Source organism: Methylobacterium sp. ARG-1, assembly GCF_001262595.1.
Taxonomy (GTDB): Bacteria; Pseudomonadota; Alphaproteobacteria; order Rhizobiales; family Beijerinckiaceae; genus Methylobacterium; species Methylobacterium brachiatum.
Window position 1 is genome coordinate 392,645 of the sequence record NZ_LHCD01000003.1, and the last position, 12,197, is coordinate 404,841.

The window sequence follows — 12,197 nt, forward strand, 5'->3', positions numbered from 1 at the left end:
TCAGGTCACCGGTTCAGGAAGCCGTGCAGCCGGATCCAGGCCAGGAAGAGGCCCGGCCAGGCTGCGGCGGGGCTGCCCGGCGCGCCGAGCCCGAATCCGTGGCCGCCGCGCTCGAACAGGTGCAGCTCCGCTGGCACCCGCGCTTTGCGGAGCGCCGTGAACATCAGCAGCGGATGGTCGGCCACCGCGATCGGATCGTCGATCGCCTGAACCAGGAAGGTCGGGGGCGTCTCAGGCCCGACCTGGAGGTCCACCGAATAGGTCTTCATCTCGAACGGGGTGACCTCGTCGCCCACCAGAATCCGGCGCGTCGCGGTCCGGTCGAACGGCTTGCGCATGGTGATGACCGGGTAGATCAGCCCCGCGAGCACCGGACGCACCGGCTGCGCATCGGCCTCGTCCAACGGAGCGTAGAGGTCGTTGGCGGTGCCCACCGCGGTCTCGCCCATCAGGTGGCCGCCCGCGGAGAAGCCGAGCACGCCGACCCGGGCCGGATCGACGCCGTATTCCACGCCCCGCGCCCGCACCAGCCGCAGAGCTCGCTGTGCGTCCTGCCGCGGCGCGTCGGGGCCTGCGCCCCAGCCCTCGGCGGGCAGGCGGTAGACCAACAGGAAGACCGTGATGCCGGCCGCGTTCAAGAGGCGCCCGACCGGCACGCCCTCGTTACCCAGCGCGATGAACTGGTAGCCGCCGCCCGCCGCCACGATGATCGCCGCGCCGTTGGGATTGGCCGGCCGCATCGCCAGCAGGCAGGGTTTTTGCACGCGGGTGACGTCGCCCGAGACGCCCTCGACGTAGCGAAAACCCTCGGCGTCGGGCCCGCTGCCGCCCCCCGGCGGCTCGCCGGGCCATAGGTCGATGACCTGGAGATCGGCTCCCGGCAGCGAGCGCGGCAGGGCGCGGATCGCCTCGTGCGGCGCCGGCTCCGGCGGTTTTTCCTCAGACTTGGCGGCGCGCAGGCCGAGAACGGTACTCAGTCCGGCGAGCAGCAGGCGGCGGTCGAAAGGCATGAACCGGTCCCGGGCGGCGCTCAGGACAGCGCCCGGCGCGCGGGACGGACGGGCTCGGGCATGGTGCTCTCCTGAAACATCCCTCGCCCAACGTCGCAGGACGCGGGGGCGGTTCCGGAGCGGCGCGCGCTCAGCTGCGCCGGGTGATCACGGAGACGTAGAACCCGTCGGTCCCGGTCCGCAGCGGCGTCATCTGCAGGCCGTGCGCGGTGTGGCGGACGGCCGAGGCGAGGCCCGGCGGTCCCGCCGCCAGAACGGTCTCGGCCGGGACGGCGTCGAAGCGCCCGCGCCAGCGTGACAGCAGGCCAGCCACGGCGGCGTCGTTCTCCGCGGGCAGGAGCGAGCAGGTGATGTAGACGATCCGGCCGCCGGGCCGGACCAGCTTGGCCGCCCGGTCGAGCACTTGGCTCTGCTCGGCGACGCGCAAAGCCAGGCTGCCGGGGCGCAAGCGCCACTTGGCGTCCGGGTTGCGCCGCCAAGTACCCGAGCCGGTGCAGGGCGCGTCGACCAGCACCCGGTCGATCGTGCCGTCGAGATCCTCCAGCACATCGGCCCGGGCCTTGCCGCTGCGCGGGGTGCGCACCTTGGCCGTCGCGCCGGAGCGGCGCAGGCGGTCGTGGATCGGGGCGAGCCGGCGCGGATCGCCGTCGGTGGCAATCAGGCGTGCGCCGTTGCGGGTCTGGGAGGCCAGCGCCAGGGTCTTGCCGCCGCCGCCGGCGCAGAGGTCGACGATGGTCTCCCCGGCCTGAGGATCGGCCAGCAGGGCGGCGAGCTGCGAGCCCTCGTCCTGGATCTCGTACCAGCCGTCGAGGAACTCGGCCTCGACATGGAGCGCCGGGCCGCGACCGTCGGCGCCGATCGGGATCCGCACGCCCATCGGGGCATGCGGGGTCGGAGCGGCCCCGTGAGCCTCCAGCGCCGGCATCAAGTCATCGCGGCCGCCGCGCAGGGCGTTGACGCGGATGTCGAGGGGCGCGCGCCGGGCGAGCGCCTTCAAGTCGGGGATGAGGTCGTCCCCGAGCGCGGCCGTCAGCTCGGGCAGGACGAAGGCCGGGGCATCGCCGGCCACCTCGGGCGGGGCCTCTTCCAGGGTACCGGATTCGAGGCGGGCACGCTCGTCGTCGCTCAACGGCGCCGGGGCGAAGCGCTCGCCGGAGAACAGGGCCGCCACGGACGCCGCGGCGAGACCCTGCTGCAGCCGCAGGGAGCCGATCAACACGGCGCGCGGCGCGTCCGAACTCATGATCCAGGCGGCCGAGGCCCGACGGCGCAGGGCGTCGTAGACCAGGCTGGCGATCCCGGCCCGGTCGCCGGAGCCGGCGAAGCGGTGCGCCAAGCCCCAATCCTTCAGCGCGTCGGCGGCCGGGCGGCGGCGCTCTGCGATATCGGTCAGGACTTCGATGGCGGCGGAGCAACGGGCGGCGGGGGTCAGGGTCCGGATCCTTTTGACTGCGTCGAGGCCGACGCGAAACGGCCACGCTTGGCCCACGATGCCGCCACGGTACGGCCGAGCTTCCAGCACGATCCCGGTGCAGACCGGATCGTGGGCGGTCCCGCGGCGCGGGGCTTGCCCGTGTCGTATGGCATCCTCCCGCTGCGGGCCAGTGCGTTCCGCCCCGGGGGCATGGCCGGGAGTGCCTCAGCTCATGTCTTCTGTCGTTCGCGTCACGCTTTCCGGCATCCTTGCCGGCCTCGTCGCCGCCAGCCTCGCCGCCTGTGCGAGTGCGCCGGCCGCCGCCCCCGACCTCACTCCGCCGCCGCGCCGGCCGGTGGATGCCAAGACGCAGCTCGAATACGGCAACCCGCCCCCGCCCCCGCCCGGCCGGTACTGAGATCGGGCGGCGACCGTAGGCTGATCCCCCATAGCCCTCATCCTGAGGCGCCGGAGCGCAGCGTAGGCCTCGAAGGAGGCCTCCAGCCAGCCGAGCGACCCCTGGAGGGCTCATTCGAGGCTGCTGCGCAACACCTCAGGATGAGGAGACCTGTTGGGATTGTCTTCGCTAAGAGTCGGACCTGTGCGTGTCGCCCCTCAAGCCGCTTCCCGCGCCCGCCGGGCCTCGTAGGCTTTAAGCCCGGCATAGACCTGCTCAAGCATCGGGAAGGCCGCCTCCGGCGCGAGCCGCCGCCCGCGGTCGATCAGGTCGCCGATGACGTGGTCGGCCTCGATCCGACCGCCATTCTCGATGTCACGCAGCATCGAGGCGGTGAAGGTCGAGCCCTCGGCCGTGAGCTGCGCCCGCGCCCGCTCGGCGACCACGCCGCGCGGTGCGAAGCCGCTCGCCGCCGCGACGGCCGTGCATTCGGTGTGCAAGGCGGCGACGAAGGCCGCGCCGCCGGGCGCCGCCACGATGTCGCCGACGGCTGCGCGCATCAGGGTGGTCGCCCCCGCCAGCGTGGCGAGGAAAACCCACTTCTCCCACATCTCCTGAAGGATCACATCGCTGAGGCGGGCCTGGAACTTCAGGCCGCGCATCAGGTCGTCGATCGCCTCGATCCGAGCCGAGCGCGATCCGTCCCGCTCGCCGTAGGTAATGCTGCACAGCTCGCTCATGTGCCGGATTGCTCCGTCCGGCGCGAGGGTCGCGGCGATGGCGCAGGAGCCGCCGAGCACCCGCTCCGGACCGAACTTGGCATCGAGCGCGTCGAGATGGGACATCCCGTTGAGCAGAGGCAGGATCGCGGTCTGCGGCCCGACCGCGGGCGCCAGGTCGGCGATGGCGCTGTCGAGGTCGTAGGCCTTGCACGACAGCAGCACGAGGTCGAACGACCCGGCCTGTGCCAACGTATTGGCCGTGACGGTGGGCGGGGCAGCGAGATGCAGGTCGCCGAGCGGCGAGCGCAGCACGAGGCCGTTCGCCGCCAGCTTCTCGGCCCGGGCCGGCCGGACCAGGAAGGTCACGTCGGCCCCCGATTCGGCGAGCCGTGCCCCGTAATAGCCGCCGGTCGCCCCGGCTCCGACGATCAGCGTGCGCATTGGGATACTCCGGGCCGGACTCGCCGACCGTACCGGCTCAAGTAAACTCGATCATCGAAGAGCGCTGGCAGCACCGAGTCAAGGTGGTGACGGCTCCACGGGCGCCAACTGAACGCGGTCCCGCCGTGCGGGTCGGCGAAGTCACACGGCGCGGAAGGAAGCTCGGGTCCCCTCTCCCGTGCGGGAGAGGGACAGGGTGAGGGATGCAACCTCTCCGGATAGACCTGTCCCCTCACCCCAGCCCTCTCCCGCGCAGGAGAGGGGGGCGCGTGGTGACTGCGGGGTCGTTTCGCCTCAGGTCCGCGACGGGTAGTTCGGGCTCTCGCGGGTGATGGTCACGTCGTGGACGTGGCTCTCGCGCAGGCCGGCATTGGTGATGCGGATGAACTGCGCGCGTTCCTGGAAGTCCGGGATGGTCGCACCGCCGACATAGCCCATGGCGGCGCGCAGGCCGCCGGCGAGCTGGTGCAGGACGTTGCCAACCGGTCCCTTGTAGGGGACCTGGCCCTCGATGCCCTCGGGCACGAGCTTGTGGGTGTCGTTGACCTCGGCCTGGAAGTAGCGGTCGGCCGAGCCGCGGGCCATGGCGCCGACCGAGCCCATGCCCCGGTACGACTTGTACGAGCGGCCCTGGTACAGGAACACCTCGCCGGGGGCCTCGTCGGTGCCCGCCAGCAGCGAGCCGAGCATCGCCACCGAGGCGCCGGCCGCGATCGCCTTGGCGAGGTCGCCGGAATACTTGATGCCGCCATCGGCGATGACCGGGATGTCGGCCTCGCCCGCGGCCTCCACGGCCTCCATAAGGGCGGTGAGCTGGGGCACGCCGACGCCCGCCACGATGCGGGTGGTGCAGATTGAGCCCGGGCCGATGCCGACCTTAATGGCGTCCGCGCCGGCATCGATCAGGGCTTTGGCGCCCTCGCGGGTGGCGACGTTGCCGGCGATCACCTGGACGGCGTTGGAGAGCTGCTTCACCCGGGCGACGGCATCGAGCACCTTGATCGAGTGGCCGTGGGCGGTGTCGACCACGATCACGTCGCAGCCGGCATCGATCAGGCGCTCCGCCCGCTCGAAGCCGCTGTCGCCCGTGGTGGTGGCGGCGGCGACCCGCAGGCGGCCCTGCTCGTCCTTGACCGCGAACGGGTAGGTGACGCGCTTCTCGATATCCTTGACCGTGATCAGGCCGATGCAGCGGTAATGGTCGTCGACCACCAGAAGCTTCTCGATCCGGAACTGGTGCAGCAGGCGCTTGGCCTCGTCCTGGGTCACGCCCTCGCGGACGGTGATCAGCCGGTCCCGGGTCATCAGCTCGGCCACCGGCTGGGCGGAGTTGGTGGCGAAGCGCACGTCACGGTTGGTCAGGATACCGACCAGCTTGCCCCGGGAGCCGTTGGGACCGCGCTCGACCACCGGGATCCCAGAGATCCGGTTGAGCTTCATCACCTCGAAGGCGTCGGCCAGGGTCTCGTCCGGGTGGATGGTGATCGGGTTCATCACCATGCCGGACTCGTACTTCTTCACGAGCCGGACCTGCTCGGCCTGCTCCGGCGGCTCCAAATTGCGGTGGATCACGCCCATGCCGCCGTTGGCCGCCATGGCGATGGCCATCGGCGCCTCGGTGACCGTGTCCATCGCCGAGGCGAGGATCGGCAGGTTCAGGGGGATCGTGCGGGTGAGCCGCGAGGCGACGTTCACCTCGGTCGGCATCACCGAGGAGGCGGCGGGCCGCAGGAGCACGTCGTCGAAGGTCAGGCCCTCGATGATCGTTGCGGAATCTACTCGGGCCATGTGCCAACTTTCCTCGGACGGCCGCGCTTAGGGGGCTGCGCAGCGGGATCGGGTTGGCAAGTGCCAGTATCATGGGGTCCGCGGCCGCGCCAATGCGCCGTCGCCGCGCCGCGGGGGGAAATCGCGCATGGCTCCCCCGCTTTTTCGTGACGGCGGCGTGGCTCAGCGCGGCGCCGGTGTCGCCCCCTTGTCGGTATATTCCGGCGGCAAGCCGACGTAGTCGCCCAGGATGCCGTCGATGCCTGGCGCCCGGCCGAAGGCCTCGCAATCCGGGTCCAAGGGCGCCTCGCCCAGCGTGGTCACCCGAATGCGGTCCCAGGTGGGCAGGGTGTTCGGGGCATTGAACGGATCGTCGCCGGTGGCGAGCATGAAGCCGAAATCCTGGCCGAACTCGCCCGCGAGGTCGTAGGCGTCGCTGGCGCGGGAGAAGCGCGGCTGGCTGGTGAACGAGTTGGCGGCCCCGCCCCAGACCATCGCGGCGCGCTGCTCGCGGCGACGGTCCAGCGCCTCGGCCTCGACCGTGAGGCTGCCGAGGCCGATCGGGATCCGCGGGATCGGGATGCGGCCGACGCCCTCGGCGACGCTCAGCCCGAGCTGCGAGGCGACCGTGACGCCGGCCGAGCCCGCGATGGTGGCGCCGGCACCGAGGAGGTCGGTGGGCTCCACCCGGGTGACCTGCGCGCGCACGGTCAGGTCCGCGTCGCGGCCGGTCACGATGTCGTAATGCAGCGACAGGTCGTAGCAGAGCGCCCGGTCGGCGGCGTTGGCGATCAAGCGGCGTTCCACCTGGGTCAGCGGCGCCGCGCCCTCGACATCGGCGTGGAAGGCCGTCGGGATGATCCGTACGGTGCGGGCCTTAGCCAGAGCCGGACGGTCCACGTAGAGCCGCGAGGCCGAGGCCACCGCACTGCTCGCCTTCAGGCGGTCGTAGCGCGTGAGCGAACCGCGATCGTTCAGCAGCACGGTGCCGCAGGCCGCGACCGTCGACAGGAGCGCGACGGCGACGGCGATCCGCGACAGGGAACGGCGCTTACTCGGACTGGGCTGCATCGATTGTCTCGTGGCCGGCACCGCGCCGGTATCGACGGCCGGAAGACCGCTCGTCGCAAACGTAGCCATTGGACCACCCGCACAAAAGGTGGTGTTCGGTCACGATGCAACCCCTGTTGCGTTACGGATACAGGCGCGAAACACGACCGTGCGAGATCGCGGCCCCGCCGTGCAACCGTCCCGGCGCGCTACGCGTCTGCTGTCCGATGCCCGCCCCGACCCAAAAACCGTTCTGGATCGTCCCCCTGACGGTGGCGACCGCCCTGTTCATGGAGAACACCGATTCCACGGTGATCGCCACGGCGCTGCCCAGCATCGCGGCGAGCCTCGGCGAGGATCCGATCGCCCTGAAGCTGGCGCTGACCTCGTATCTCGTCAGCCTCGCGATCTTTATCCCGGTGAGCGGCTGGATGGCTGACCGCTACGGTTCGCGCACGGTATTCCGCGCCGCGCTCGTCGTCTTCATGTTGGGTTCGCTGGCCTGCGCGGCTGCCAACGGCCTGGCCTGGTTCGTCGCCGCTCGGTTCCTCCAGGGCATGGGCGGGGCCATGATGGTGCCCGTGGGCCGCCTGGTGGTGCTGCGCAGCGTGCCGAAATCGCAGCTCGTGACCGCGCTCGCCTACCTGACTTTCCCGGCGCTGGTCGGCCCGGTGATGGGGCCGCCGCTCGGCGGGCTGATCACGACCTGGTTCGACTGGCGCTGGATCTTCTTCATCAACCTGCCGATCGGCTGCGCCGGGATCGTGCTGGCCAGCCTCTATTTCGAGGATATCCGCGAGCCGGAGCGGCCGCCGCTCGACATCGCCGGCTTCTTCCTGCTCGGCACCGGCCTCGCCGCCCTGATGCTGGGGCTGGCCTCGATGGGGCGCCACCTCCTGCCGGCATCGGTTTCCTGGGGATGCCTGGCGGCGGGCGCGGTGCTGCTGCCGCTCTACTTCGCCCATGCGCGGCGAGTCGCCCACCCGATCGTGCGGCTCGACCTGATGAGCCGCACGACCTTCCGGGTCGCGATCCTCGGCGGCAGCCTGTTCCGGGTCGGGACGGGGGCGATCCCGTTCCTGCTGCCGTTGATGCTGCAGGTCGGGTTCGGGCTCGACGCCCTGCATTCCGGGCTGATCACCTTTGCGGCGGCGGCCGGGGCGATGTTCGTGAAGGCCCTCGCGCCCAAAATCCTGCGCCGCCTGGGCTTCCGCACCGTGATGGTCTCGAACGCCGTGCTGGCCTCGGCCTTCCTGGCGGTTAACGGGCTCTACACCGCCGAGACGCCGCACTGGATCATAATCGCGCTGCTGTTCATCGGCGGCTGCTCGCGCTCGGTGCAGTTTACCTGCGTGAACGCCATCGCGTATGCTGACCTCGAATCCCGGGAGATGAGCGCGGCCACGAGCTTCGCCAGCGTCTGCCAGCAGCTGTCCCTGAGCCTTGGGGTCACCCTCGGGGCCTTGGCGCTGGAGGGCACGGCCGGGCTCCATGGCCGGACCCGGATCGAGGCCGGCGATTTCGGGCCGGCCTTCTTCGCGGTCGCCGTGCTGTCGGCCCTCTCCGTGCTGGCCTTCCGCAAGCTGACGCCCGATGCCGGCGCCGAGATCTCAGGCCGCCGGATGGTATCCGTGACCCCGCCGGCCTCGCCCGAGCTGAAGCCCCGGGTGGGCTGAGAAAGTCAGGCTGCGGCGCGGGCCGGGGCGCGTCCGCCGGCCTTCTTGGCGCCGCCACCGCGGGCGGCCGAGCTCTTGCCGGCGGCCTTGGCCGGCGCGCGCTGCGGGGCCGGGCGTTCGGCCGCCTGCCCGGCCCGCCAGCCCTGCCAGCTCCAGGCGCCCGGGCCCGTGAGCGCATACATCAGGAAGCCGCCCGCCAAGCCGAGATCGGCCAGCATCAGCGTCCGCTCGGCGATCGCCGCCGGCCCGACGAATTGCCAGAAGGCGTGCAGCATCACGGCCGTCACCGCCGCGAAGGCGGCGAGCGCCAGCCCGGTCAGGCGCGGCAGCACGCCGAGGATCAGGGCGAGCGGGCCGAAGACCTGCACCACCACGGCCGCGGTGGCGACGCCGTTCGGGAACGGCATGCCGCTGCCGGCCAGCGTCAGCGCGAAGCCCGAGACGTTAAGCGCACGGGCGATCCCGGTCGGCAGCAGCGCGGCCGCCAGGAGCAGGCGCGCGGCGAGAAGGGTTCCGTCCTGGGCGCGGGCGATCATGGTCGAATCCGGTCGGCTGTGAGGGCTGACCGGAGGCTGCCGGATTCTCTTGAAGGCTGGGTTAAGTCCGAAGGCTCAACCTGCGACGCCGCCCCGGAACAGCCGGCCGCGCTCGGTCCAGAGCACCACCAGAACGGCCAAGCCCCCAAGGGCGGCGTAGCCGATCCCGACCGGCAGCACGGTCCCGTCGAAGGCCTGGCCGATCACGTAGCCGGAGAATGCCCCCAGGATCGTCGTATAGAAGCCGACGAATGAAGAGGCCGTGCCCGCGATGGCCCCGAGCGGCTCAAGCGCCAGGGCGTTGAAGTTCGGCAGGGCGAAGCTCATCAGGAACTGGTTCGCCGCCAGGATCGTCAGGAACGCCGCCAGCGGCGGATGGCCGTGATAGGCGAGCCCGACGCCGACCTGGACCAGGGCCACCAGCGTGAAGGCGATGATGCCGGCATGCGACAGCGCCCGCATCCCGAGCAGCCGCACGATCCGGGCGTTGATCAGCGTCGCCGCCCCCATGGCGCCAGCCACCAGCCCGAAGGCCAGGGGGAAGAGCGGCCCGAGATGGTAGAGCCCGGTGTCGAACACCTGCTGAGCCGAGCCGACATAGCCCATGATGCAGCCGGTGAGCAGGCCGAGCGCCGTGGCGTAGCCGATGGAGACCCGGGTCGTGACGGTCGTGCGCACCGCATCCCAGGTCGCCCCGAGCGAGAGCGGGCGGCGATATTCCGGATGCAGCGTTTCCGGCATCCGCAGCGAGAACCAGACGGTCAGCCAGAAGGCCAGCGCCAGCATTGAGACGAACACGTAGACCCAGGAGCCCAGCGCCAGCATCAGGCCGCCGATCGCCGGGGCGATCATCGGAACGATCAGGAAGACCATCATGGTGAGCGACATCACGCTCGCCATCTCGCGCCCGGCGAAGCGGTCGCGCACGATCGCCACCGAGAGCACGCGCCCGCCGGCCGCGCCGATGCCCTGGATGACCCGGGCCGCCAGCAGCCAGCCGAAGCTCGGCGCGACCATGGCGAGCCCGCAACCGACCACGTAGATCGCCAGGCTGGCGAGCAGGACCTTGCGACGCCCGAACGTATCCGAGATCGGCCCGTAGGCGAGCTGGGCGACGCCGAACCCGGTCATGAACACGTAGACGAGGAGCTGCAGCCGGTTCGGATCGGGCACGGAGAACCGCGTCTCGATCGCCGGGAAGGCCGGAAGCAAGTTGTCGATCGAGATGGCGGTGACCGCCATCATCAGCGCGATGATGGCGACGAACTCGGTGAAGCCCGGCCCCGAGTGCTTCTGCGGGGCGCGCGCCTCGGGGACCGGCGGGTTGGGCCGGATCGCGACTGTCACAATGGGCACTCGTGCTGCGAAGGGATCGCCCGAGCGAGGCGCCCCCTTCGCGGCACGCTTATGGCCGTCGCGCCTGCGCGGTGCAGCTCAGGCCGGCACCGGGTGCAGGGCCGGCGCGCGGGGATTGCGCCCCACGAAGCCCGCCATCAGGGCGGCGACCAGGCAGAGCAGCCCGGCCGACACGAAGGCGCCGAGATAGCTCCCGGTATCGGTCCGGACCATGCCGGCGAGCCAGGCGGCCGAGGCGGCGCCGATCTGGTGGGACGCAGCGATCCAGCCGAACATGAGCGCGGCGTTCTCCTCGCCGAAGGATTTTCCGGCGAGCTGCACGGTGGGCGGCACGGTGGCGATCCAGTCGAGCCCGTAGAACACCGCGAACAGCGACAGCCCGTAGAAGCTCAGGTCGAACGAGTAGGGCAGGAAGATCAGCGACAGGCCGCGCAGGCCGTAATACCAGGCGAGCAGCTTGCGCGAATCGAACCGGTCGGTGAGCCAGCCCGACGCCGTGGTGCCGATCAGGTCACAGATGCCCATGACCGCGAGGAGGCCCGCCGCCGTCACCTCGGCGATGCCGTGATCGATGCAGGCCGGGATCAGGTGGGTGCCGATCAGCCCGTTGGTCGAGGCGCCGCAGATGAAGAACGTGCCGGACAGGAGCCAGAAATCCTTGGATTTGAGGCCGGTCCGCAGACCGCGCAGGGCCCGGATGGCGGGGTTCTCGGTGAAGGTGGGCGCCGGGGTCACCGTGGTCTCGCCGTAGCGGGGCAGGCCGAGATCCGCCGGACGGTCGCGGAGCAACAGGGCCGCCACCGGGATCAGAGCCAGGGTCACCCCCGCGACCAGCAGCGACACCGAGCGCCAGCCCTGCCCGACCGCGAGCGAGGCCAGAGCCGGCAGGAAGATCAGTTGCCCGGTCGCGCTGCTCGCGGTGAGCAGCCCGACCACGAGGCCGCGGCGCTTGCCGAACCAGCGGCCCGCCACGGTGGCGCCGAGGACGTTGGCGACCATGCCGGAGCCCGAGCCGACCACGATGCCCCAGAGCAGCACCATCTGCCATGGCGCCGTCATCAGGCTGGTGGCGGCCGTACCCACGGCCAGGACGAAGAGCGAACCGCAGACCGAGGCACGCAGGCCGAACCGCTCGATGATCGCCACCGCGAACGGCCCGATCATGCCGTACAGGAAGATGTTGAGCGCGATTCCGACGCTGATCGTGGCGGCGGTCCAGCCGAATTCCCGCTCCCACGGGACGATCAGGATGCTCGGCGTCGCCCGCACCCCCGCCCCGATCAGCAGCACCAGGAAGGTCACCGCGACCACGATCCAGGCGTAATGCAGGCGTGGCACGGGTGGCGCCGGCAGCGTCTCGACGGGTGCGGCCATGTTTGAGCTCCGGGGTGCGAGACGATCGATTAGGAGGCGGCGATGAGGGCTTCCGCCAGGGCGGCGACGGCCTTGGGATCGACCTGCGCGTTGATCCGGGCCTGGGCCGCCTGCCAGTACGGCGTCGCCGCCGCGACGGCCTCACGCCCGAGATCCGTCAGGACGACGATGCGCTCGCGCGCATCCTGGCCCGGCTCGATCCTCACGAGGCCGCGCCGCTTGAGCGGGTCGAGGTTGCGGGCCATGGTGGTCCGCTCCAGAACCGCCTCGACGGCCAGCCGGGTCAGCGGCGTCGGTCCGAGCCGCTCCAGGCGGCGCAGGATCGAGAATTGCGTCACCCGCAGCCCGGCCGGGCGCAGAGCCGCGTCGTAGGACGCCGTGAGGGCGCGGGTCGCCTGGCGAAGCGCGACGCAGGTGCAGGGCTCGGTCGGAGAATCCGTGGTCACGATGCGTG

11 protein-coding genes are annotated in these 12,197 nt (G+C 71.2%); 2 read left to right on the forward strand and 9 right to left on the reverse strand.

Features of this window, described 5'->3' with window-relative positions; translation table 11 throughout:
• Window positions 1–5 precede the first annotated feature (5 nt).
• The gene (locus tag AKJ13_RS05555) at window positions 6–1,010 is read right to left on the reverse strand and encodes an alpha/beta hydrolase (protein ID WP_050732438.1); all 1,005 of its coding nucleotides are present in this window, start codon (window positions 1,008–1,010) and stop codon (window positions 6–8) included.
• 130 nt (window positions 1,011–1,140) lie between these two features.
• Complete coding sequence (locus tag AKJ13_RS05560) at window positions 1,141–2,499, reverse strand: RsmB/NOP family class I SAM-dependent RNA methyltransferase (protein WP_244471523.1); 1,359 nt, start codon at window positions 2,497–2,499, stop codon at window positions 1,141–1,143.
• 157 nt (window positions 2,500–2,656) lie between these two features.
• On the opposite strand from AKJ13_RS05560, the gene AKJ13_RS30270 reads away from it, so the two are divergent.
• Window positions 2,657–2,842, forward strand: a complete 186-nt coding sequence (locus AKJ13_RS30270; protein WP_007568255.1) for a hypothetical protein — start codon at window positions 2,657–2,659, stop codon at window positions 2,840–2,842.
• 197 nt (window positions 2,843–3,039) lie between these two features.
• Here AKJ13_RS30270 and panE read toward each other — a convergent pair whose 3' ends face one another.
• The 3 genes from panE to AKJ13_RS05575 form a co-directional block, all read right to left on the reverse strand.
• Window positions 3,040–3,984 (reverse strand): 2-dehydropantoate 2-reductase, encoded by a 945-nt coding sequence (gene panE, locus AKJ13_RS05565; protein WP_050732439.1) that lies wholly within the window; start codon window positions 3,982–3,984, stop codon window positions 3,040–3,042.
• A gap of 294 nt (window positions 3,985–4,278) precedes the next feature.
• Window positions 4,279–5,772: an IMP dehydrogenase gene (gene guaB / locus AKJ13_RS05570; protein ID WP_007568264.1), complete on the reverse strand. Its 1,494-nt coding sequence runs from the start codon at window positions 5,770–5,772 to the stop codon at window positions 4,279–4,281.
• 162 nt (window positions 5,773–5,934) lie between these two features.
• Window positions 5,935–6,822: a DUF3313 domain-containing protein gene (locus tag AKJ13_RS05575; protein ID WP_050732440.1), complete on the reverse strand. Its 888-nt coding sequence runs from the start codon at window positions 6,820–6,822 to the stop codon at window positions 5,935–5,937.
• Window positions 6,823–7,028: 206 nt separating this feature from the next.
• Here AKJ13_RS05575 and AKJ13_RS05580 point away from each other — a divergent pair, with 206 nt between their 5' ends.
• Window positions 7,029–8,477 carry an MFS transporter gene (locus AKJ13_RS05580; RefSeq protein WP_050732441.1) on the forward strand — a complete coding sequence of 483 codons (1,449 nt, stop codon included), beginning with the start codon at window positions 7,029–7,031 and terminating at the stop codon, window positions 8,475–8,477.
• Window positions 8,478–8,482: 5 nt separating this feature from the next.
• Here AKJ13_RS05580 and AKJ13_RS05585 read toward each other — a convergent pair whose 3' ends face one another.
• The 4 genes from AKJ13_RS05585 to AKJ13_RS05600 form a co-directional block, all read right to left on the reverse strand.
• Complete coding sequence (locus tag AKJ13_RS05585) at window positions 8,483–9,013, reverse strand: DoxX family membrane protein (protein ID WP_050732442.1); 531 nt, start codon at window positions 9,011–9,013, stop codon at window positions 8,483–8,485.
• Window positions 9,014–9,088: 75 nt separating this feature from the next.
• Window positions 9,089–10,360, reverse strand: a complete 1,272-nt coding sequence (locus AKJ13_RS05590; RefSeq protein ID WP_200905590.1) for a multidrug effflux MFS transporter — start codon at window positions 10,358–10,360, stop codon at window positions 9,089–9,091.
• Window positions 10,361–10,447: 87 nt separating this feature from the next.
• Window positions 10,448–11,743, reverse strand: coding sequence for an MFS transporter (locus AKJ13_RS05595; protein ID WP_050732443.1), 1,296 nt, complete (start codon window positions 11,741–11,743; stop codon window positions 10,448–10,450).
• Window positions 11,744–11,772: 29 nt separating this feature from the next.
• Window positions 11,773–12,189, reverse strand: a complete 417-nt coding sequence (locus AKJ13_RS05600) for a MarR family winged helix-turn-helix transcriptional regulator (protein WP_050732444.1) — start codon at window positions 12,187–12,189, stop codon at window positions 11,773–11,775.
• Window positions 12,190–12,197: the final 8 nt, after the last annotated feature.

What these genes read in the sequence shown, in the direction of transcription:
- AKJ13_RS05555 (WP_050732438.1), bottom strand. Translation starts at nt 1,010, where the DNA reads ATGCCTTTCGACCGCCGCCTGCTGCTCGCCGGACTGAGTACCGTTCTC.
- AKJ13_RS30270 (WP_007568255.1), top strand. Translation starts at nt 2,657, where the DNA reads ATGTCTTCTGTCGTTCGCGTCACGCTTTCCGGCATCCTTGCCGGCCTC.
- panE (WP_050732439.1), bottom strand. Translation starts at nt 3,984, where the DNA reads ATGCGCACGCTGATCGTCGGAGCCGGGGCGACCGGCGGCTATTACGGG.
- guaB (WP_007568264.1), bottom strand. Translation starts at nt 5,772, where the DNA reads ATGGCCCGAGTAGATTCCGCAACGATCATCGAGGGCCTGACCTTCGAC.
- AKJ13_RS05575 (WP_050732440.1), bottom strand. Translation starts at nt 6,822, where the DNA reads ATGCAGCCCAGTCCGAGTAAGCGCCGTTCCCTGTCGCGGATCGCCGTC.
- AKJ13_RS05580 (WP_050732441.1), top strand. Translation starts at nt 7,029, where the DNA reads ATGCCCGCCCCGACCCAAAAACCGTTCTGGATCGTCCCCCTGACGGTG.
- AKJ13_RS05585 (WP_050732442.1), bottom strand. Translation starts at nt 9,013, where the DNA reads ATGATCGCCCGCGCCCAGGACGGAACCCTTCTCGCCGCGCGCCTGCTC.
- AKJ13_RS05595 (WP_050732443.1), bottom strand. Translation starts at nt 11,743, where the DNA reads ATGGCCGCACCCGTCGAGACGCTGCCGGCGCCACCCGTGCCACGCCTG.